This is a genomic window from Pseudomonas sp. NBRC 111123 (genome assembly GCF_001320205.1).
Lineage (GTDB): Bacteria > Pseudomonadota > Gammaproteobacteria > Pseudomonadales > Pseudomonadaceae > Aquipseudomonas > Aquipseudomonas putida_J.
Genome location: NZ_BCAZ01000002.1, coordinates 230,991 through 251,479 on the forward strand (window position 1 = coordinate 230,991; position 20,489 = coordinate 251,479).

A 20,489-nucleotide genomic window follows, 5' to 3' on the forward strand; every position below is an offset into this window, starting at 1 on the left:
ATGAGCAGGAAGCTCTGTACAGCCTTGGCTGCCGCCGCCTTGATGTTGGGCGGCAGTGCAACGGCGCTGGCGGCCAATGACGGCCAGGTCCGGGTCGAGCAGTTGCTCGGCTCGGACCCCGAATACCGGGAAACCTGGCAGGACACCATCAAGGGCGAGGAACGCTTGCCCGATTGGGTGATCAACCTGAGTGGCAGCGGCCAGGAGCAGATGTCTGCGGTTACTGAAGACGGCGACAAGTATTTGGTCGGCCCGTTGTGCGAATCGCCGCAGAACTGCACCTACAAGCGCTTGATCGTAGCGTTCAGCTGGGACAAGGACGATGCCTACGGGATGCTCGTGGAAGTGCCCGAAGGCTTGCCGAGTGACAAGTCGCCAACCCGCCATGCGCAGTACCGCTGGCTGGGCAAACCGGACGACGGCATGAAGGCGATGTTGCAAGAGCAACTCAAGCGCGATCCAAATTGGTACTGACCAGCGGTCGCGCACTGTCACGCAATAGAAGCGGAACCTTTCTATCTTTCTCGCTTCTATGATGCGCCGCCCCGAGGAGGGGTAGCGCATGACCAGGGGGCCGGGCTGTTCTGATTGTTGCAGGATCGGAGTGGCCTAGGGGTACAGGGAGTACCTCCAGGATTGGGCCGGGTCAGGAAAAGGCAGAATCGGAAGCATCAGGCCGGGGGGGTGTCTGACAAACATCGGACCCAGGCCTGGCTTCCGAGGCGCCTCACCCTCATTTAGCACTTCCTTTTCGGTTTTTGCTGATTCCTTTCAGGTTCCGACCCTCAGGACACATTTTGTCTTGACCGTACATCAATTTTTTTTCGCTCGATACGGGGGCCGCGCAAGTGTCATTTCGGCCATTCGGATTGTCGAACAAGCCGTTTTTATCCCTGCCTATAGACCGTCAATACTGCCTAAATATGGCGGTTTGGTCTTGTTCGGATTTCCGAACGTTATAAATCAATGACTTACGCGCGGCGTATTTTGACCTGAATGCCTATGCCGTATCGGTATGGGGTATGCGTTTCCGGCATTAGATTTCAGCCTTCCCCATCGCAATAGTTGCGGCCTTTTTCGCTGGCCCGAGCGCCCTGTCGCTCGCTCGCGGTGTCCTTACACGAGGTCCCCGGACGGAAGCCAAAAGCTCCCCGTGACGTTGCCAACGGCTCTGTTACGCGCTTTTCCGGTCGGTGCCCGTGACCACTAGAACAAAGGGTAAAGACATGAAGAAGGCAAAACTGAGCCTCGCCTGGCAGATCGTCATCGGTCTGGTCCTGGGCGTTGCAGTCGGCGCGCTGCTGAACCACTTCAGCGCGGAAAAGGCCTGGTGGATCAGCAACGTCCTCCAGCCCGCCGGTGACATCTTCATTCGCCTGATCAAGATGATCGTCGTCCCGATCGTGATTTCGTCGCTGATCGTGGGTATCGCCGGGGTTGGCGATGCGAAGAAACTGGGCAGCATCGGCCTGAAGACCATCCTCTACTTCGAGGTGGTGACCACCATCGCCATCGTGGTCGGCCTGGTATTGGCCAACCTGTTCCACCCGGGCGCCGGCATCGACATGAGCACCCTGGGTACCGTCGACATCTCCAAGTACCAGGCCACTGCAGCCGAGGTTCAGCATGAACACGCGTTCATCGAGACCCTGCTCAACCTGATCCCTTCGAACATCTTCGCAGCGCTGATGCGTGGCGAAATGCTGCCGATCATCTTCTTCTCGGTAATGTTCGGCCTTGGCCTGTCGAGCTTGCAGGCCGACCTGCGCGAGCCGCTGGTGCGTACCTTCCAGGCCGTGTCGGAGACCATGTTCAAGGTCACCCACATGATCATGAACTACGCCCCGATCGGTGTGTTCGCCCTGATCGCCGTGACCGTCGCCAACTTCGGCTTCAGCTCGCTGCTGCCGCTGGCCAAGCTGGTACTGCTGGTGTACTTCGCCATCGCCTTCTTCGCCTTCATGGTGCTGGGCCTGGTAGCGCGCCTGTTCGGCTTCTCGGTCATCAAGATCATGCGCATCATGAAAGATGAGCTGATCCTCGCCTACTCCACTTCCAGCTCCGAAACCGTGCTGCCGCGCGTAATCGAGAAGATGGAGAAATACGGTGCGCCGAAGTCGATCTGCTCGTTCGTGGTACCGACCGGCTACTCGTTCAACCTTGACGGTTCGACCCTGTACCAGAGCATCGCGGCCATCTTCATCGCCCAGCTGTACGGAATCGACCTGTCCTGGAGCCAGCAGCTGCTGCTGGTGCTGACCCTGATGGTCACCTCCAAAGGCATCGCCGGTGTACCGGGGGTATCCTTCGTGGTGCTGCTGGCGACCCTGGGCAGTGTGGGCATCCCGCTGGAAGGCTTGGCCTTCATCGCCGGTGTCGACCGCATCATGGACATGGCCCGTACTGCCCTGAACGTGATCGGCAACGCGTTGGCAGCCTTGGTGATTGCGCGTTGGGAAGGCATGTACGACGCCGCCAAGGGCGAGCAGTACTACGCCTCGCTCATGGCGGACAAGCAGCAGGCTGCGGTGGTTGGCGAGCCAGCCAAGCGATAGCCAAACCTGCTGAACCAGAAAGCCCCGACATGTCGGGGCTTTTTGTTGTCTGTGGGATGGCCCAGGTTGTTTGCTGACCCATGTGGGCGCAGGCTTGCCCGCGAACACCGGCGAAGCCGCTGCCATCCATCGCGCTGCCTGCTTCGCGGGCAAGCCCGCTCTCACAGGGTTCTGTGACAGCTGCGAGATCTCCAGCGACCGGCCGCGATACGCTATCATTCGGGCATTTTTCAGGGGGAACACACGGATGCTCAACGGCCTTTGGCTCGGCTTTTTCCTGGTGGCGGCCGTCTCCGCCCTGGCCCAATGGCTGGTCGGTGGCAATGCCGGCATCTTCGCGGCGATGGTCGAGAGCATCTTCGCCATGGCCAAGCTGTCGGTGGAGGTCATGATCCTGCTGTTCGGCACCCTGACCCTGTGGCTGGGCTTCCTCAAGATCGCTGAAAAGGCCGGCATCGTCGAATGGCTGGCCAAGGTGCTGGGGCCGCTGTTCGCCCGCCTGATGCCGGAAGTGCCGCCAGGCCACCCGGCTCTAGGCCTGATCACCATGAACTTCGCCGCCAATGGCCTGGGCCTGGACAATGCTGCCACGCCAATCGGCCTCAAGGCCATGCGTGCACTGCAGGAGCTCAACCCCAGCAGCACCACGGCCAGCAACGCGCAGATCCTGTTCCTGGTGCTCAACGCCTCGTCGCTGACCCTGCTGCCGGTGACCATCTTCATGTACCGCGCCCAGCAAGGCGCTACTGACCCCACGCTGGTGTTCCTGCCAATCCTGCTGGCGACCAGTGCCTCGACCCTGGTCGGCCTGCTATCGGTGGCGGTAATGCAGCGCCTGCGGCTGTGGGACCCGGTGGTGCTCGCCTACCTGATCCCCGGCGCGCTGCTGCTGGGTGGCTTCATGGCCTTCCTCGGTACCTTGTCGGCTGCCGCACTGGCCAGCCTGTCGTCGATCCTCGGCAACCTGACGTTGTTCGGGGTGATCATCCTGTTCCTGGTGATCGGCGCGTTGAAGCGGGTGCAGGTGTACGAAACCTTCGTCGAAGGCGCCAAGGAAGGTTTCGATGTGGCCAAGAGCCTGCTGCCATACCTGGTGGCGATGCTGGTCGCGGTGGGCGTTTTACGGGCGTCGGGCGCACTGGAGCTGGCCCTGGATGGCATTCGCCATGCGGTCAACGGGATGGGGCTGGATACCCGCTTCGTGGAGGGCCTGCCCACTGCACTGGTCAAGCCGTTCTCCGGCAGTGCGGCGCGGGCCATGCTGATCGAGACCATGCAGACCCACGGTGTCGACAGCTTCCCGGCCCTGGTGGCCGCAACCATCCAGGGCAGCACCGAAACCACCTTCTACGTGGTGGCGGTGTACTTCGGCGCAGTCGGTATCCAGCGTGTGCGCCACGCTGTCGGCTGCGCCTTGCTGGCCGAGCTGGCCGGTGTGATCGCGGCCATCTGCGTCTGCTACTGGTTCTTCGCCTGAGCCTGGGTGCTCTGCGTCACGGTCCAGTTCACCACCTGCCCGGCCAGCTGATCGCTGGCCGCGCCAAAGCCGGCGACCACGGCTGAGACCTGGGTATCTGCCAATGGCTGGCGCACTTCGAAGCGCTTGCTGCTGAGAATGCGTTGGCTGCGGCCTTGCACCAGGCGTGCGTCATAGCGGATGACCACTTCCACCTTGCCCCCCGGCTGATACTCGCTCTGGAACGCCTGCAGCTCGCCGCTCAGTTCGTAATCGGCCTGCAGGTTACTGTCGTCAGCGCTCAGCCGTTGCACCCGGCCATCACGTTGGAAGCCATCGAGCAGGCGGTTGCGCACCAGCAATGGCACCGGGTCGCTCCAGCGGGCGCCTTTGTAGCTGCTGATCACATCACCTTGAGGTATCACGGCGATGCGTGGCCCGGCCAGCGCTTCGCTGGCCAGTGGCTTGTTCAGGCGCAGGGACCAGTCCACCGGGGTAGTGCTGTGGCTGGCCTGGTTCACCGGCAGGCGGTAGAGATCAACCGGTTCGCTCTGCGGCAGGATCGAGCAGGCGCCGGCCAAGCCAAGGGTGGCCGCCAGTGCCAGCAGGCGCAGCGATGGAATCATGGCTGGAACTCCTTGTTGTTGTCGCGGCCAAGCAGGTAGCCGCTCGGGTCAGCCTCCAGGCGCCGGGAAATGCCCTTGAGCGAGTTGAGGGTTTCGCGCAGTTCGCGGATGGCCGGGGTCAGCTGGTTGAGCCCTTGGGCGCCGTCATCGATGGACTGGCGGTTGTCCTGCAGCAGGCTGTTGATGGTCGCGGCGCTTTCGGCCAGCGACTGCATGGCCTGCTCGGCGCTGCCGATGGCCTGCTTGCCCTGGGTGCCAAGCAGGCCGTTGGCGTTGCGCATCAGCGCCTGGGTCTCGGCCAAGGTGGCGTTGGCCTGCTTGCCGACCTGGGCCAGTTGCTCGATGGCGTCGCTGATACCGCCCTTCTTGTTGGCGAAGGCGCCGGTGGTCTGCTCCAGGTTGGCCAAGGTGTTGCTCAGGCGGTCGATGTTGCTTTCAGAGAACATCTGGTTGGCGTTGTGCAGCAGCAGGTTGATGTTGGTCACCAGGTCGCTGCTGTCGTTAAGCAGGCGGGAGATCGGCGAAGGTGAGGCGACGATCACCGGCAGCTTGCCGTCCTTGCCCCTGAGTTCCGGGCTTTGCGGCGTGCCACCGCTGAGCTGGATGAACGAGTTGCCGGTGACCCCGGCCAGGGTCAGCTTGGCCTGGGTGTCTTCCTTGACCGGGGTGTCGCCGCTCAGGCGCACCCGGGCCAGCACCCGGCGTGGGTCTTTCGGGTCCAGACGCAGGCTGGTGACATCGCCGACCTTGATGCCGTTGTACTGCACGGGGCTGCCACGGGACAGCCCCGAGACGGCTTCGTTGAAGATGACTTCGTAATCCTTGAAGGCGTCGTCGACGCTGGATTTGGTCAGCCACAGGCCGAACAGCATGGCGCCAGCCACCACCAGGACGGTGACCAGGCCAATCAGGACGTGATGAGCTCGGGTTTCCATTGTTCAGCGCTCCTGCCCGGCGCTGGCGGCGGCGTGTTCGGCTGCACGCCCGCGTGGGCCGTGAAAGTATTCGTGGATCCAGGGGTCGTTGGTCTGCTCGACCTCGGCCAGGGGGCCTGCGACCAGGACTTTCTTCTGTGACAACACGGCGATGCGATCGGTGATGGTGTAGAGGGTGTCGAGATCGTGGGTGATCAGGAACACGCTCAGGCCCAGGGCATCGCGCAGTGTCAGGATCAACTGGTCGAAGGCTGCGGCACCGATAGGGTCCAGGCCTGCGGTGGGTTCGTCGAGGAACAGGATGTCCGGGTCCAGTGCCAGTGCGCGTGCCAGGGCTGCGCGCTTGATCATGCCGCCGGAGAGTGACGAGGGGTATTTGTCGGCGGCGGAAATCGGCAGGCCGGCAAGGGCCAGCTTGACCCCGGCCAGGTGCTCGGCATCGGCGCGTGACAGGCCGGCATGTTCAATCAATGGCAGGGCCACGTTCTCGGTGACCGTCAATGACGAAAACAGCGCGCCTTTCTGAAACAACACGCCGAAGCGGCGTTCGGCTAGCGAGCGCTGTTCCTCACGCAACCCGGCCAGGTCTTCGCCGAATACCTTGACCTGCCCCTCGTTGGGGCGTCGCAGGCCGATGATGCTGCGCAGAAGCACCGACTTGCCGCTACCCGACCCGCCGACCACCGCGAGGATTTCGCCGCGGTACAGGTCCAGGTCGAGGTCCTGGTGCACTACCTGGCTGCCAAAGCGGTTGCAGATACCCCGCGCTTCGATCACCGCTTCCCGGCCGTTCACCAGCCCATCTCCATGCAGAACAGCGCCGCCACCGCATCCAGCACGATGACCACGAAAATCGATTGCACCACGCTGGAGGTGGTGTGGGCGCCGACCGATTCGGCGCTGCCGCTGACCTTGAAGCCTTCGAGGCAACCAATGGCGGCGATCAGGAAGGCAAAGATCGGTGCCTTGGCCAGGCCGACCAGGAAGTGCTGCACGCCGATGTCGGTTTGCAGCAGCGACAGGAACATCGCCGGTGAAATGCCCAGTGACAGGGCGCAGACCACTGCGCCTCCGACGATGCCGCAGATCATCGCGACGAAGGTCAGCAACGGCAGTGAAATCAGCAGCGCCAACACCCGCGGCACTACCAGCAGTTCGATCGGGTTGAGACCCAGGGTGCGGATGGCGTCGATCTCTTCATTGGCCTTCATCGAGCCGATCTGCGCGGTGAAGGCACTGGCGGTGCGCCCGGCCATGAGGATGGCGGTCAGCAGTACGGCGAACTCGCGCAGGAACGAGAAGGCCACCAGGTCGACGGTGAAGACGGTTGCGCCAAAGTCGGCCAGCACCGTGGCCCCGAGGAAGGCCACCACCGCGCCCACCAGGAAGGTCAGCAAGGCGACGATGGGGGCGGCATCCAGCCCGGTCTGCTCGATGTGCGCGATCACCGGGGTGACACGCCAGCGGTGAGGCTGAAGCACGCGACGCAGCAGGGTTTCGATGATCAGGCCGAGAAATCCGAGCAACTGCATGGTGTCCTGCCACAGCGTGCCGACCGCACAACCGATACGCGCCAATAGCACCAGCAGCACGTTGCGCTCGGGCTCCTTGATCGGGATGCAGTAGTCCTGCACCGAGCAGTAGACATTCTTGAGCAGGGCGCGGCTGGCTTCGGGCAGGTCATGGGTGCAGTGCGAGAGGCGCTCGGACCCGAGCAACTCGGCCAGCAGCGAGGCACCTGCGGTATCCAGGCGGCCCAGCTGGCTGAGGTCGGCTATGGCATCGGTGCCATACTGCGTGCGCAGGCGCTCGCTGTCGCGCTTGAGGCTGGCGTAATGGGCCAGGGTCCAGTCACCGGCGATCCGCAGGCAGGCCGGCTGGCAGCTGGTGTCCAGGGTGGCGCTGGGTGTGGTCATAGGCTCCATGCATCCGACTGGGCTAGAGGCTGATCATAGCGCAGCGGGCATGGAGCGGTTTGTTGAATATGTGCTGTCCTGCGCCCGCCTCACGGCGCAGGCGCGTCGTCCACTACCTTGAAGCGCAGCACACCGATCACCTGGCCATCTTCGGTCAGCACCCGCACCTGCCACTTGCCCACCGGGTTGGGCGGGAAGTTCTGCTTGTGGGTCCAGGCGCGGTAGCCTTCCTTGCGCCCGCCGTGGATATCCAGGGCAATGCGGTCGACTTCCTGGCCGTCCTTTTGCCACACATGGTAGATGCGCTCGTCCAGACCTCGTGGCGCGTTGATCGCGGTGTAGGCGTACAGGCCACCGCTGCGGATGCGGCTGGCAGCCACTTTTTCGAGCGATTCGCCGGGCTGGCGATTGAGCACTTCGGTGCTGACCGCCACGTCCGTCATCCACAGCGTTGCCGGTGGCACCCAGGAACGCAGCAACCAGCCACTGCCGCCTACAGCCAGAGTAACCAGTACCAATGCCACACCACGGCGCCACGTATTGACCGGGAAGCTGCTGAGCAGGCTTGGGAACGACAGCGCCATGGCGGCAATCAACGCCAGCTTGAAGCTTTGTGCGGTAGTCAGGTGCAGGATGATCGGCAGCGCGGTGAGCAGCGCGGCGAACAACGTCAGGGTGTGCAGCGCCAGGAACAGCCAGCGCCGTGGTGCCAGCCACTTGTAGTACAGAGGATCGATGATCGAGATGAGCCCGGCAGCACCAAGCAGGCCGGTGAACACCAGCTGACCGCTGTTCCAGGTGGTGGTGATGAAGAAGAACGGCAGGACGAAGAACAGGCTTTCCTGGTGGATCATCTGCGTCGCGTAGCGCAGCAGTGGCTGCGGGATTTCGCGTTTGAAGGTGCGCGCGAACAGGCCGGTCAGGGTGTTTTCCAGCATCAGCCAGACCCAGCTGACCAGCATGAGTATGGCGATCCAGCTGGCCAGGCTGGCCTGGCGGTCGACCAGGATGAAACTGCCAATCCCGGAGAGAAAACCACCGAGTGCGATGACGCCGGGGTAGCGTTTGAGCAGCTCGATGACGCGCTGGACGAAGTGGGGTATTGGGGGCATGGGTCTGCAACAGAAATGTGAGGTGGCTGTGCCGGCCTCTTCGCGGGCAAGCCCGCTCCCACAAGAACCGCACAGGATTCAATGCCAGTGCACTATCTGTGGGAGCGGGTTTACCCGCGAAAGGGCCGGTACTGGCAAAAGGATACCGCCGATTCACTATTGGCGTGTAGCACCACTCGGCCGTTCTGGCGTGTGCCGGCGCCAGCGCAACAGCCCAAGCGCCAGTACCAGCCCCAGGAGCAATGCCACCAGTCCGTATAGCTCGTCATACCCCAGGAACGGCTTCTCGATCCGCAGGTAGCCCTGGTCCTTGAGCAAGTCCTTCAAGGCTGCGTTGGCCTGTTCCAGGGTCACCTGGCGCAACTTGCGCGCCGGGTCGGCAAAGCGGCCATTGTTGTACTCGTTCAGCGCCCCCCAGTAGTAATCGGCCAGCGCACTGTTGCCCTGGGTGCTCCAGCTTTCCTTGGCCACGGCGGCGTCCTTGATGCGGGCGAAGGTGTCTGGGTCAAGGCCTTCCTTGCGCAGATGGTCGAACAACTGCTGCATCAGCTTCACGGCCTGGTCGACATCGTCGCGCTCAAGGTCGGCATTGAGGCTGAGCATGCCGCTGTCGCCAAAGCTCTCGCGTTGCACCGACGGCCCGTAGGACAGGCCGTTGCGCAGGCGCAGCTGGTCATAGATGGCCCAATCGAGGTAGCGCGACAGCAGGTCCAGGGTCTGTTGGTGGTCACTGTCCAGCACCGGCTCGATGAATAGCCAGTGCAGCTTGACGCTGTCGCCCAGCACGCCGCGGGTCAGGTCACGCCGCTGTTCGGCTTGCTGGCTGATGCTTTCGAGGTTGCGCCGTTCTTCCGGCTCGGTGGCAGGCAGTTCGCCAAAGGTCCGCTCCAGGTATGCAGGCAGCAGGCGGTCCAGGCCACCGACCACGATCAGGGTCATGTTGTTGGCGGCGTACCAGCGCTCGCGCAGGGCTTGCACCTGCTCCAGGGTCATGTCGTCGACATTGGAGCGCTCGGCGCATTTCAGGCCCAGCTCGGTGGCCAGTTGGTCGCTGGCCGGGTGGCCGATGTCCTGGCGGTCGAGCCAGCGCTGCAGGTGGCCATAGTGGCCGCCATCCTCGCGTTCGATGATGTGCTTGGCCGTGGCCAGCGCCTTGGCGTCGATGCGGGTGTCGCGGATGATTGCCAGCAACAGGTCGAGCACCTTGCGCTGGTTGCGTGCCGGTGCCTCGATGACGAAGGTGGTGTCGGCGCTGCTGGTATAGGCGTTCCACTCGCCGCCCAGGCTCTGCAGGCGCTCCTCCAGGCCGCCCTCACCGGTCTCGTCGATGCCGGTGAACAGCAGGTGCTCAAGCAGGTGCGGCAACTCCTTCTGCTCGCAGCCGAAGTCATCCAGGCCAACCCCCACCACCAGGCGTATCGCCACATGGTCGCGCTCGTAACCGGATTTCAGGATCACCTGCAGGCCATTGGGCAACAGGTAACCCTCGACCCGTGAGCGATCAAGGGCAAATGAGGGCAGGCTGCAGATCAGCAGGCAAACGAACATCAGGCAACGCATGGGCGAGCGACGGTCTCCAGGTGTGCAAGATCAGGACAGGTGGGCATCTTCCGGTTCGCTGTCGAGCAACAACCCGCCAGTGTCCGAGCCACCCAGTACCACATAGGCACTGCTGCAGAACAAAGAGTTCAACCGCTTCATGTCGGCGATCAGCTCCAAGTGTAGCGAACTCGTCTCGATACTTTGCACCACCTTACGCTGCAAGCGGCTGACATGGGCATGCGCCAGGCGGCGTTCCTGAGCGCGGAAACGGCGCTTTTCGCGCAGTAGCAGGCGCGCGCTTTCCGGATCGGCGCTCAGGAATACCGACAGGCCCAGGCGCAAGTTGGCCAGCAACTGTTCCTGCAGCCCGGTGAGCTCTTCAAGGCCGACCTGGGAAAACTCCCGGCGCTGGCTGGTTTTCTGTTGCTGCACCTTGCGCAGCATGCGCTCGATAAGGTCGCAGGCGAGCTTCAGGTTGATCGCCAGCTCGATGACTTCTGCCCAGCGTCGGTTGTCCTGATCGCTGAGGTCTTCCCGTGGCATTTGCGCCAGGTACAGCTTGATCGCGTTGTAGAGCGCTTCGGCATCTTCGCCCAAAGCCCGGACCTGTTGGGGCATGGCGGTGTGGGTGCCACGCAGGGCGCCGAGCATGGCTTCCAGCAGGCTGTCGACGATGTCGCCCAGGCGCAGAGTTTCCCGTGCGGCATTGGCCAAGGCCAAGCTCGGTGTGGTCAGAGCCGAGGCATCGAGGTGGCGTGGGCGTATCTGACCATTGGCCGCCTCGCGTTCGGGCAACAGCGCGTTGCACAGACGGCCCATGGGTTTGACCGTTGGCAGCATGATCAGGCAGCGCAAGGTGTTGTAGAGCAGGTGGAAACCGATCACCAGCTCCTGCGGGCTGAAACTCAGGCTGTCCATCCACTCCACCAGTGGGTGCAGCACTGGGATGATCAGCACCAGGCCGATCAGCTTGTACAGCAGGCTGCCCAGGGCCACGCGGCGACCTGCGGCGTTCTGCATGCTGGTGCTGATGAAGGCTAGCAAGCCGCTGCCGATGTTGGCGCCGACGACCAGGCCGATGGCCACCGGCAGGCTGATTACTTCAGCGCCGGCCAGGGTGGCGGTGAGCAGCACGGCAGCCAGGCTGGAATACGAGACCATGGCGAACAGTGCGCCGAACAGGGCGTCGAGCAGGATATCGCCGGTCAGCGAGGCGAACAGCACCTTCACCCCTTGTGCATGGGTGATCGGCGCCGCGGCCTGCACGATCAGCTGCAGGGCCAGAATGATCAGCCCCAGGCCGATGCCCACGCGGCCCAGCTGGCCCGCGCGGGTCTGTTTGCGCGAGAGGAAGAAGATCACCCCGAGGAACACCAGCAGTGGCGACAGCCACGACAGGTCGAAGGTCAGTACACGGGCCATCAGCGCGGTACCGACATCGGCACCGAGCATGATCGCCAGCGCCGGGGTCATGGCCATCAGGCCCTGGCCGACGAAGGACGTGACCAGCATGGCGGTGGCGTTGCTGCTCTGCACCACGGCAGTGACAACGATGCCGGCAATGAATGCCAGCGGCCGGCGGTTCATGTTCTGGCTCAGCACGCGGCGCAGGTTGGAGCCGAACACCCTGAGGATGCCGGTACGGACGATATGCGTGCCCCACACCAGCAAGGCCACGGCGGAGAGCAGGTTGAGCAGGGTCAGCATGGTCGAGCCCCCCTTTGTTATCGGGCTCCAGTGGCGGAGCCAAAATGGATGAAGCTGTAAGCCTGGCCCGGGGGTGGGTGTTTTGATCCAGTGCTTACTCAAGCTTTAGTTGTTTTGCGGACCTCGCGCCAGCTTGGCACGCTCTGCAAGTATTTGAAATGTTTCTGTCATGAAAGCCTGTACATGAAAAAGGGCCCCGCAGGGCCCTTCTGTTAGCGCGTCCTGATCTTACTGACCCGGGACGTCCTTGCGCAGTTTCACCGGGTCGTGTTCCTTGCCTTGCTTGCGCGCCAGGGCAGTGCGCATGCGGATGTTGATTGCCTCAACGGCCAGGGAGAAGGCCATGGCGAAGTAGACATAGCCCTTCGGAACATGAACGTCGAAAGATTCGGCAATCAGCACGGTACCGACGACGATCAGGAACGAAAGTGCAAGCATCTTCAGCGATGGGTGTTTGTCGATGAAGTCGCTGATGGCGCCGGCACAAGCCATCATCACCAGTACCGCGACGACGATTGCGGCAATCATCACCGGCACGTGCGAGACCATGCCGACGGCGGTGATCACCGAGTCCAGCGAGAACACGATGTCGATGATTGCGATCTGGATGATGGTGTAGAGGAATTTGCCACCCGCGCCCTTGGGCTCGTCGGCGCTTTCTTCCTCGCCTTCCAGGCCGTGGTAGATCTCTTGCGAGCTTTTCCACAGCAGGAACAGGCCGCCGCAGAACAGGATCAGGTCACGCCCGGAGATACCCTGGCCGAAAACCACGAACAGGTCGGCGGTGAGACGCATGACCCAGGTGATCGACAGCAGCAGCATGATCCGGGTAACCATGGCCAGGGCCAGGCCGAAGATCCGGGTGCGCGGCTGCATGTGCTTGGGCATGCGGCTGACCAGGATCGAGATCATGATGATGTTGTCGATCCCGAGGACGATCTCAAGTGCCGTCAGGGTAAAAAAGGCAACCCAGATTTCCGGGCTGGTCAGCCATTCCATGTGTATTCCTTCAAACGGTAAAGGCGATGCACCCCTTCGGGGGCGCATCGCATTGGGTGATACGTGTTAGTTAAAGACTACTGAACAGCGGGAAAATGCCCATCAGCAGCGCGGCGAACATTATGCATAGGCATACCAGCACTGCCCACTTGAGCGTGAAGCGCTGGTGATCGCCGAACTCGATACCGGCCAGGGCCACCAGCAAGTAAGTCGAGGGCACCAACGGGCTGAGCAGATGTACCGGCTGCCCGACGATCGAGGCACGGGCCATTTCCACCGGGCTGATTCCGTAATGGCTGGCCGCCTCCGACAGCACCGGCAGCACACCGTAGTAGAAAGCGTCGTTGGACATGAAGAAGGTGAACGGCATGCTCACGATCGCGGTGATCACTGCCAGGTACGGGCCCAATGCTTCAGGAATGACCGCCAGCAGGCTCTTGGACATGGCCTCGACCATGCCGGTACCAGACAGGATACCGGTGAAGATGCCGGCGGCGAAGATCAACCCGGTCACGGCCAGCACGCTGCCGGCATGGGCGGCAATACGGTCCTTCTGCTGCTGCAGGCATGGGTAGTTGACGATCATGGCGATGCTGAAGGCGATCATGAACAGTACCGGCAGCGGCAGCACGCCGGCGATCAGCGCGACCATCAGCGCTGCGGTCAGGGCGCCGTTGAAGTAGATCAGCTTGGGGCGACGCGCCTCAGGGAACTGCGACACGCTGATTTCGCTGTGGTCGATGTCATCGGTCGGCAGGTGCAGTTCACCCAGGCGGGCACGTTCTCGCTTGCCGTACATATAGGCGATGGCCAGGATCGCCAGCACACCAAAGACCATGGCCGGGATCATCGGTACGAAGATGTCCGACGGGTCTACATGCAGGGCGCTGGCGGCACGGGCGGTCGGGCCACCCCACGGGGTCATGTTCATCACCCCGCCGGCGAGGATGATCAACCCGGCCATGATCCGCGGGCTCATGCCCAGGCGGCTGTAAAGTGGCAGCATGGCGGCGCAGCAGATCATGTAGGTGGTGGCGCCGTCACCGTCGAGCGAGACGACAAGGGCCAGCACCGCAGTGCCAACCGAGACTTTCAGCGGGTCACCCTTTACCAGCTTGAGGATCTTGCGCACGGCCGGGTCGAACAGGCCGGAGTCGATCATCAGGGCAAAATAGAGGATGGCGAACATCAGCATCACACCGGTGGGCGCGAGCTTGCTGATGCCTTCGAGCATCATAGGGCCGATCTTGGCGGAAAAACCGCCGAACAGGGCGAACAGGATCGGTACCAGGATCAGCGCGATCAAGGCCGAAAGGCGCTTGGTCATGATCAGGTACATGAAGGTGATGACCATGGCAAAGCCGAGGAAGGTCAGCATGGCAATACTCCAGGCGTGGCGCGGCGAAAGGATTGTCGATTCGGGCGGATCAGCGCGTTTGGCGCTGCGCGGGGAGCATGCGGAGAGGGATTACAGAAAGGCGGGCGCAGGAATACATCAGAATCACCATTGTTGTTGTTGATGGGCCAGGCGCGGAGATTTCCAAGCACCTTGGCTGACCGGTCTTGTGCCGGTAGTGGAGGCTATCCTAGGGGGGTAAGCTTTCAGCTAGCTTTCGCCGAGAAAACGGCGACGGGAGGTAGGTGATGCAGGATGTAACCGAGGGTGGCTGCCATTGCGGCGCCTTGCGCTATCGGCTGCAGGGTGACCTGACGGACGTCGCCCATTGCCATTGTTCGATTTGCCGGCGGGTCAGCGGCGGGCTGGTGGTGACCTGGGTCACCCTTCCCCGCTCGGGTTTTCGCTGGTTGGCGGGGCGGCCTCAGTGCTATGTGGCACCGGCCAGTTGCAAGCGGTATTTCTGTGGGGAATGCGGGGCGCATCTGGCGTTGGTCACCGAGCATAGTCCGGGATGCATCGATGTGACTGTAGCGACGCTGGATCACCCGGAACGGGTGCCAGCCAGGCGGCATATCTGGACTGACAGCCGGTTGCCCTGGCTGCATCTGGATGAACAGTTGCCCGGTGAGGCTGAGGAGAAATTGTAGGAGCGGCCTTGTGTCGCGTAAGGGCTGCAAAGCAGCCCCTCGATTTCAGCTTAACTGCAAATATTGCCGGGGCCGCTTTGCGGCCCTTTCGCGACCCAAGGCCGCTTCTACAGACGATCAGCAGGCAGGCCCTAGGGTAGCTGCAGGCCGCCAGCTGCCTTGTGCAACGCCCGCAAGTGCTCGCCAATCTGCTTCACATTGGCCTCGACCGCAGCAATTGCCTTCGCCCGTGATGGCTCCAGCAGCGCCCTCACCTCTTTGTCCAGGTCGGTGCTGAGCCGTAGCAGTTTGGCCTGCCGTTCGGTGCTGACCTGTTCCAGGTGCGTACGCTCCTCTGCCTGCGGCAACCCGTAGCCTTTGGCATCCAGCAACTCGGCCGGGCGGCTGAGGAAGCCGCTGTTGGCGAGCATCTGCTTCAGGGTCGCGTCGGCCTTGTTGATGCTGCCGTCCTTCAGCGCAGCAGCGTTCAGGTAACGTTGTTTCACTTCGTCCTGCGCCAGCAGCAACTGCCGGCGCAGGCTGGCCTGCTCGAGCAGCAGCAAGGCTGCGCTGGTGCGCAGGTTGGCCTTGTCGAACCAGGGGCGTCTTTGTTCGGCATCCAGGGCCAGCCAGTCCTCGACCTGGGTTTGCTGGATCGGCAGCTGCTTCCTCAGCACATCGAACATGGCCTGGTAGCGGTCGCGATAGGAGTCGAAGCGGTAGCCAAGGCGCAGCGCTTCGCGTGGGTCATCGAGCACGCTGGTATCGGCCAGCCCCCTGCCCTTGAGCACCGCCAGCAGGCCATTGGGCATGATGCTGTCGAGGTCATTGAGGCGTGGGTTGGCAGTGCCGCTGCGCAGCAACTTCAACGACTCCACGGCGCAGTTGTTGGACAGGAACCAATAGTTGCCGTCGTAGCTCCAGTGCATCTCGGCGGCCTGGCGTACCAGGTTTTCGATCTCGTCGCGGTTCAGCTTGAGCGGCACCGAAGCCAGGCTGCGCAGCTCGGTCTTGGTGTATTCGTCGATCACCTGGCCCAGCGGCAGCACGAACAGACGTGAAGGGTAGACGCCGACCAGGCCGTCCCAGCTGGACAGCTGCACATCGTTGACGAATGCACGGTAGGACAGCACGAGGCTCTGGTCGAGGTCCAGACGGCAATCCGGCCCGCGTGGGCGGCCGGGTTTGCAGATCACCAGGCGCAGCATGCTGTGGCCCCAACGGCTGACCAGGTTCTGATTGGCTTCAGCCAAAAGGAAGTCGACCTGGTAGACCCGTTCGGGGTCGATCTCGCCCAGCGGCTGGCGGGCGAAGTCACTGCCGGCATTGATGAACGGCAAGCCCTTGGCGCAGGTGTTCTGCTGTGGCGCCCAGCCGAAGTGGTCACGCAGGTACTGATTGAGCGCCGGCCTACGGCAGCCATAGCTTGGGTCGAGGAGGAAATACTCCATGTTGACCGCGATGTATTCCTTGGGGCTGCTCAGCTCGTAACTGTCGGGGCTGCGCATGAACTGGGCGTTGTGCTGCTCACGCTCGCCCCGCCGGCCGACGTATTGCGGCCAGCCGGCCAGGTCGAGCAGGCGCGGGTCGTCACTGAGGGTAAAGCGGCGTTCGGCTTGACCGCGGCACTCTTCCGGCTGGCCGATCTTGCCCAGCGTGCCTTGCTGGCGCGCGCAGCGGGCAATCAGCGAACGCTCGGCACTCGGCCACAGGCGGGCGCGATCATAGATATGAGTGAGCTCGTGCAGGACGGTGGCCAGCAGCTCTTCGCGCACGGTCCCATGGGGGCGGTTGGTGCGTTCGGTGGCGGCACTCCCATCAGCCAGGCCTGGCAGCAGGCGGCGGTTGAGCGCCAGGGTGGAAACCAGAGAAGCCTGGCCATAGGCATCGGCTGGCATGTTGTCGGTCCAGCTGACCTGGACGCGCCGGTCCAGCTGTTGCTTGAATCGTGGGGGCAGCTTGCCCATGGCCTCGTCAAGCAGGGCCTGGCTGGCTTGGACCTGCTGCGGGTCGAGGCCTGCAGCCTGCAGTTCGAGCTGCAGGTCGGCCAGGGCGGGAGTGCCCAGCAGCGTCAGGACGCAGCCGAGCAGCCAGGCACGCATGTGGCTCACAGCGCCAGAATGGCTTCGGCCAGTACTTGGTCGCTGGCGCCGCGCGCTTCAGGTACGCGCTCGCGCAGGGTGTTGAAAGCGGCCTCGAGCTGCGCGCCACGGATATCACCATTGCTGGCGACGAAGCTGGCGGCATCGTCATGGGCTTCACGCACGACTTTGGAATCGCGGATCGAAGTGGTGGTGTCAGAGGTGAAGTCGATCGAGCGGCCAAAGGCACGCACGATGATGTTGCTGGTGGCCACCAGGGTCTGTGCATGGGCCAGGTCGGCCAGCAGCAACATGCCGAGGGTAGCGGCAATCAGCGGTTTACGCATGGAGCATCTCCGAAAAATACAGGGAGTCAGGGGTAGTTATTGGACGAGAATTGCTTCTGCCAGTTCAAGGTCGCCGACGGATTGCCGAGCGCAGTTGTGGCGCAGCGAGTCGAGTGCGGCTTCCAGGCGTGCACCGCGGATCAGGCCATCGCTGGCAACGAATGCCGCAGCATCGTCACGGGCCTGCCTGACCAATTTGCGGTCGAAGGGGGCTGTGGTGACCTGGCTGGTGACGTAGCCGGTGATGACTAGGCCTTGGGTGGTGGTGTCCATGGCGTGGGCGCTGGCCATGCCAGTGGCGGTGAACAGCAACGGCAACAGATAACGCATAAGCATTCTTGAGGGCTGGGGAAATTAACGGCGAAGGCTACTCCAGGTACGTGGGCCCTGGCCGACGTACCTGTTTGCATAGCCTGGATCAGATCGCGAGGATGGCCTGAGCCAGCTGCGCATCACTGGCTTGCAGCTGCGGCATGGTCGAGCGGATGTGCAGGAAGGCACTTTCCAGCCGCGCACCACGAATGGCACCTTCGGTGCCGACGAAGCTGGCGGCGTCATCACGTGCGGCCTGCACGATCTTGTCATCGCGGAACGATGAAGTCAGGTCGGACGTGGCGTCGGTGGAGGCGGCGAAAGCGCGGACCACGGCATCGGTGGTGACAACGAAACTGCTGGCATTGGCGGTGCTGGCCAGGCCGAGCAGCAGGGCGGCGCCAATCAGGTATTTATGGGACATGTTCTTGGACTCCTGGATAGGGTTCTGCTTTATCGGACGCTTGCACAGCGAGTCGAGGTACGTTTTTGACAATGCTTCTACCAGACTGCTGAGCGAAGCGTATCACGCGGTGCTGTTTCTGGATGTTAATGAGTGCCACAGCCAAGAACTGTTACGGTCATTATTTAATTCTTGCAAAACTGTACCTGTTTTGCAGGAAGCCGCTCTGGCCTGCACCTCACGGGCAATAAAAAACCCGATGCAGTCGCCTGCAACGGGTTTGGGAATTCGCGGTGCCGGCCGCAGCCGGCGAACCGGAGCTTAGCGCCAGAACGGCTTGCTCAGCTCTTCATAACGCTGCGACTCGCTGATACCGGCGTCGGCCAGCAGGCGGGCGTCAAGGCGAGCCAGTTGACGGCGGCTGGCCATGCGACGCTGCCACAGCAGCAGGGTGGAGATAGCGCGCAGTGGCATCGAGGCCTTGGACTGCTGGGCGTTGCTTTCAAAAACCAGACCGGAACTGAGGGTACGTTCCATGATGTTTCATCCTTCCGCTTATGGCGGGATTAGGTAGTGATTTAACTGATGCCAATGATCCTCCTCTGCTGTCCATAACAGTAGATACAGTTCATTAGTAATGCGATGGGCCAGTTAACTGTTTAACCCTACTGTTGCACTCGAAATAGGCGAAACTGTACCGGTCCGCACTGGCTTGGTGCGTTTTTGCCTCGCTCAGGGGTTTTGAAAGACGTGAAGGCCTGAAAATACCAGTACAGAAGTACAGTTTTTGTCTGGATACTAGGGGAGGTGTTTAGGTAGGCGGGTTTGACTGTACGGCCCCTGTCGCCGGCGTGGCGACGACAAGGCCCGAACAGTTGATGCAGCGGGATCAGCTGGCGAGCATGCGCCCGGTTTCTTCCAGGTTCTCGTGCCAGCTCAGCGCCTCACGCAGGATGTGCGGGGTGTGGCCGCCACGCTGGCAGGCGCGATCGAAGTAATCGTTCAGCGCAGCGCGGTAGTCCGGGTGCACACAGTTGTCGATGATCGCCCGGGCACGCTCACGCGGTGCCAGGCCACGCAGGTCGGCCAGGCCTTGCTCGGTGACCAGAATGTCGACGTCGTGTTCGGTATGGTCAACGTGGCTGACCATCGGCACCACACTGGAAATCGCACCGCCCTTGGCGATCGACTTGGTGACGAATACCGCCAGGTGGGCGTTGCGGGCGAAGTCACCCGAACCGCCGATGCCGTTCATCATCTTGGTGCCACAGACGTGGGTCGAGTTGACGTTACCGTAGATGTCGAACTCCAGCGCCGTATTGATGCCGATGATGCCCAGGCGGCGCACCACTTCAGGGTGGTTGGAGATCTCCTGCGGGCGCAGTACCAGCTTGTCTTTATAGCGCTCCAGGTTGCCGAACACATCTGCATTGCGACGGGTCGACAGGGTGATCGAGCTGCCCGAGGCGAAGCTCAGCTTGCCTGCGTCGATCAGGTCGAAGGTCGAGTCCTGCAGTACTTCGGAGTACATGGTCAGGTCTTCGAACGGCGACTCGATCAGGCCACACATCACCGCGTTGGCGATGCTGCCGATACCCGCCTGCAGCGGGCCGAGCTTGTTGGTCATGCGGCCTGCTTCCACTTCATTCTTCAGGAAGTTGATCAGGTGGTCGGCGATGCCCTGGGTTTCGTCATCCGGTGGCAGGACGGTGGATGGCGAATCCGGTTGGTCACTGATGACGATGCCGACGATCTTGGCCGGGTCGATCGGGATCGCGGTGCTGCCAATGCGGTCGTCGACCTTGACCAGCGGGATTGGCGTGCGGGTCGGGCGATAGGTCGGGATATAGATGTCGTGCAGGCCTTCGAGGTTGGCGTTGTGCGACAGGTTGATCTCGACGATCACTTGCTTGGCGAAGATCGCGAAGCTGGCCGAGTTGCCCACCGAAGTGGTCGGCACGATGTGGCCCTGCTCGGTGATGGCCACGGCTTCGATGACCGCGATATCCGGCAGCTTGAGCTGCTGGTTGCGCAGCTGCTCAACGGTTTCCGACAAGTGTTGATCGATGAACATCACCTGGCCGTCGTTGATGGCCTTGCGCAGGGTGCTGTCGACCTGGAACGGCATGCGGCGTGCCAGCACGCCGGCTTCGGTCAGCTGCTTGTCGAGGTCGTTGCCCAGGCTGGCGCCGGTCATCAGGCTGATTTTCAGTGGCGACTGCTTGGCGCGTTCGGCCAGGGCATGCGGCACAGCCTTGGCTTCGCCGGCGCGGGTGAAACCGCTCATGCCGACGGTCATGCCGTCCTCGATCAGGCCAGCGGCATCAGCCGCACTCATTACCTTGCTGTGCAGGGAGGACAAGCGGATACGATCACGGTACATGGATTGTTATCTCGGGCTACTGAAACTACTGAAGCGCAGTCTAGAGATTTCGCCCATTGCCGTCCCACGACCATGGTCGTATGACAAGCC

19 protein-coding genes are annotated in these 20,489 nt (G+C 62.4%); 4 read left to right on the plus strand and 15 right to left on the minus strand.

What is annotated here, in order from left to right:
* From APH27_RS02300 to APH27_RS02310, 3 genes are all read left to right on the plus strand, one after another.
* The gene (locus tag APH27_RS02300) at positions 1-474 is read left to right on the plus strand and encodes an inhibitor of vertebrate lysozyme family protein (protein WP_060483868.1); all 474 of its coding nucleotides are present in this window, start codon (positions 1-3) and stop codon (positions 472-474) included.
* Positions 475-1,226: 752 nt separating this feature from the next.
* Entirely contained in the window at positions 1,227-2,555 is a 1,329-nt protein-coding gene (gene gltP / locus APH27_RS02305) for a glutamate/aspartate:proton symporter GltP (protein WP_027917201.1), read from the plus strand.
* 247 nt (positions 2,556-2,802) lie between these two features.
* Complete coding sequence (locus APH27_RS02310) at positions 2,803-4,032, plus strand: nucleoside recognition domain-containing protein (RefSeq protein ID WP_027917202.1); 1,230 nt, start codon at positions 2,803-2,805, stop codon at positions 4,030-4,032.
* Here APH27_RS02310 and APH27_RS02315 read toward each other — a convergent pair.
* The 9 genes from APH27_RS02315 to APH27_RS02355 form a co-directional block, all read right to left on the minus strand.
* Complete coding sequence (locus APH27_RS02315) at positions 4,014-4,637, minus strand: ABC-type transport auxiliary lipoprotein family protein (RefSeq protein WP_060483869.1); 624 nt, start codon at positions 4,635-4,637, stop codon at positions 4,014-4,016. The two genes, APH27_RS02310 and APH27_RS02315, sit on opposite strands and share 19 nt — an antisense overlap.
* Complete coding sequence (locus APH27_RS02320; RefSeq protein ID WP_027917204.1) at positions 4,634-5,572, minus strand: MlaD family protein; 939 nt, start codon at positions 5,570-5,572, stop codon at positions 4,634-4,636. The genes APH27_RS02315 and APH27_RS02320 overlap by 4 nt, the downstream gene beginning before the upstream one ends.
* A 3-nt stretch (positions 5,573-5,575) precedes the next feature.
* On the minus strand, positions 5,576-6,367 hold the full coding sequence (locus APH27_RS02325) for an ABC transporter ATP-binding protein (RefSeq protein ID WP_027917205.1): 792 nt from the start codon (positions 6,365-6,367) through the stop codon (positions 5,576-5,578).
* Positions 6,364-7,497, minus strand: a complete 1,134-nt coding sequence (locus tag APH27_RS02330) for an ABC transporter permease (protein WP_027917206.1) — start codon at positions 7,495-7,497, stop codon at positions 6,364-6,366. The genes APH27_RS02325 and APH27_RS02330 overlap by 4 nt, the downstream gene beginning before the upstream one ends.
* 80 nt (positions 7,498-7,577) lie before the next feature.
* Complete coding sequence (locus APH27_RS02335) at positions 7,578-8,600, minus strand: DUF5924 family protein (RefSeq protein ID WP_027917207.1); 1,023 nt, start codon at positions 8,598-8,600, stop codon at positions 7,578-7,580.
* A 156-nt stretch (positions 8,601-8,756) separates the two neighbouring features.
* A complete protein-coding gene (locus tag APH27_RS02340) occupies positions 8,757-10,160 on the minus strand; it encodes a pitrilysin family protein (RefSeq protein WP_060483870.1) in 1,404 nt (467 codons plus the stop codon).
* A 30-nt stretch (positions 10,161-10,190) separates the two neighbouring features.
* Complete coding sequence (locus APH27_RS02345; protein ID WP_060483871.1) at positions 10,191-11,849, minus strand: Na/Pi cotransporter family protein; 1,659 nt, start codon at positions 11,847-11,849, stop codon at positions 10,191-10,193.
* Between the two features lie 228 nt (positions 11,850-12,077).
* Entirely contained in the window at positions 12,078-12,848 is a 771-nt protein-coding gene (locus APH27_RS02350) for a TerC family protein (protein WP_060483872.1), read from the minus strand.
* 70 nt (positions 12,849-12,918) lie between these two features.
* Positions 12,919-14,226: a CitMHS family transporter gene (locus APH27_RS02355; RefSeq protein ID WP_027917211.1), complete on the minus strand. Its 1,308-nt coding sequence runs from the start codon at positions 14,224-14,226 to the stop codon at positions 12,919-12,921.
* A 266-nt stretch (positions 14,227-14,492) separates the two neighbouring features.
* Between APH27_RS02355 and APH27_RS25540 the strand changes: the two genes are divergently transcribed.
* Entirely contained in the window at positions 14,493-14,894 is a 402-nt protein-coding gene (locus APH27_RS25540; protein ID WP_082434965.1) for a GFA family protein, read from the plus strand.
* Between the two features lie 131 nt (positions 14,895-15,025).
* Here the strand turns inward: APH27_RS25540 and APH27_RS02360 are convergent, their stop codons facing one another.
* The 6 genes from APH27_RS02360 to APH27_RS02385 all read right to left on the minus strand — a co-directional run bounded on the left by APH27_RS02360 (position 15,026) and on the right by APH27_RS02385 (position 20,399).
* On the minus strand, positions 15,026-16,984 hold the full coding sequence (locus APH27_RS02360) for a DUF4105 domain-containing protein (protein WP_156335844.1): 1,959 nt from the start codon (positions 16,982-16,984) through the stop codon (positions 15,026-15,028).
* Positions 16,981-17,301: a DUF2388 domain-containing protein gene (locus tag APH27_RS02365; RefSeq protein ID WP_027917214.1), complete on the minus strand. Its 321-nt coding sequence runs from the start codon at positions 17,299-17,301 to the stop codon at positions 16,981-16,983. Before APH27_RS02365 ends, APH27_RS02360 begins: the two co-directional genes overlap by 4 nt.
* A gap of 36 nt (positions 17,302-17,337) precedes the next feature.
* Complete coding sequence (locus tag APH27_RS02370) at positions 17,338-17,631, minus strand: DUF2388 domain-containing protein (RefSeq protein ID WP_060483874.1); 294 nt, start codon at positions 17,629-17,631, stop codon at positions 17,338-17,340.
* An 88-nt stretch (positions 17,632-17,719) separates the two neighbouring features.
* On the minus strand, positions 17,720-18,037 hold the full coding sequence (locus APH27_RS02375) for a DUF2388 domain-containing protein (protein ID WP_060483875.1): 318 nt from the start codon (positions 18,035-18,037) through the stop codon (positions 17,720-17,722).
* A 300-nt stretch (positions 18,038-18,337) separates the two neighbouring features.
* Positions 18,338-18,490 (minus strand): DUF1127 domain-containing protein, encoded by a 153-nt coding sequence (locus APH27_RS02380; RefSeq protein ID WP_371260231.1) that lies wholly within the window; start codon positions 18,488-18,490, stop codon positions 18,338-18,340.
* Between the two features lie 415 nt (positions 18,491-18,905).
* Positions 18,906-20,399 carry an acetyl-CoA hydrolase/transferase family protein gene (locus APH27_RS02385; protein WP_060483876.1) on the minus strand — a complete coding sequence of 498 codons (1,494 nt, stop codon included), beginning with the start codon at positions 20,397-20,399 and terminating at the stop codon, positions 18,906-18,908.
* Positions 20,400-20,489 lie beyond the last annotated feature (90 nt).

Excerpts from the sequence above, each read along its gene's own strand:
- gltP (WP_027917201.1), top strand. The coding sequence starts at position 1,227 with ATGAAGAAGGCAAAACTGAGCCTCGCCTGGCAGATCGTCATCGGTCTG.
- APH27_RS02320 (WP_027917204.1), bottom strand. The coding sequence starts at position 5,572 with ATGGAAACCCGAGCTCATCACGTCCTGATTGGCCTGGTCACCGTCCTG.
- APH27_RS02330 (WP_027917206.1), bottom strand. The coding sequence starts at position 7,497 with ATGGAGCCTATGACCACACCCAGCGCCACCCTGGACACCAGCTGCCAG.
- APH27_RS02300 (WP_060483868.1), top strand. The coding sequence starts at position 1 with ATGAGCAGGAAGCTCTGTACAGCCTTGGCTGCCGCCGCCTTGATGTTG.
- APH27_RS02345 (WP_060483871.1), bottom strand. The coding sequence starts at position 11,849 with ATGCTGACCCTGCTCAACCTGCTCTCCGCCGTGGCCTTGCTGGTGTGG.
- APH27_RS02335 (WP_027917207.1), bottom strand. The coding sequence starts at position 8,600 with ATGCCCCCAATACCCCACTTCGTCCAGCGCGTCATCGAGCTGCTCAAA.
- APH27_RS02310 (WP_027917202.1), top strand. The coding sequence starts at position 2,803 with ATGCTCAACGGCCTTTGGCTCGGCTTTTTCCTGGTGGCGGCCGTCTCC.
- APH27_RS02375 (WP_060483875.1), bottom strand. The coding sequence starts at position 18,037 with ATGTCCCATAAATACCTGATTGGCGCCGCCCTGCTGCTCGGCCTGGCC.
- APH27_RS02385 (WP_060483876.1), bottom strand. The coding sequence starts at position 20,399 with ATGTACCGTGATCGTATCCGCTTGTCCTCCCTGCACAGCAAGGTAATG.
- APH27_RS02340 (WP_060483870.1), bottom strand. The coding sequence starts at position 10,160 with ATGCGTTGCCTGATGTTCGTTTGCCTGCTGATCTGCAGCCTGCCCTCA.
- APH27_RS02365 (WP_027917214.1), bottom strand. The coding sequence starts at position 17,301 with ATGCGTAAACCGCTGATTGCCGCTACCCTCGGCATGTTGCTGCTGGCC.
- APH27_RS02370 (WP_060483874.1), bottom strand. The coding sequence starts at position 17,631 with ATGCGTTATCTGTTGCCGTTGCTGTTCACCGCCACTGGCATGGCCAGC.
- APH27_RS02350 (WP_060483872.1), bottom strand. The coding sequence starts at position 12,848 with ATGGAATGGCTGACCAGCCCGGAAATCTGGGTTGCCTTTTTTACCCTG.
- APH27_RS02315 (WP_060483869.1), bottom strand. The coding sequence starts at position 4,637 with ATGATTCCATCGCTGCGCCTGCTGGCACTGGCGGCCACCCTTGGCTTG.
- APH27_RS25540 (WP_082434965.1), top strand. The coding sequence starts at position 14,493 with ATGCAGGATGTAACCGAGGGTGGCTGCCATTGCGGCGCCTTGCGCTAT.
- APH27_RS02355 (WP_027917211.1), bottom strand. The coding sequence starts at position 14,226 with ATGCTGACCTTCCTCGGCTTTGCCATGGTCATCACCTTCATGTACCTG.
- APH27_RS02380 (WP_371260231.1), bottom strand. The coding sequence starts at position 18,490 with ATGCCACTGCGCGCTATCTCCACCCTGCTGCTGTGGCAGCGTCGCATG.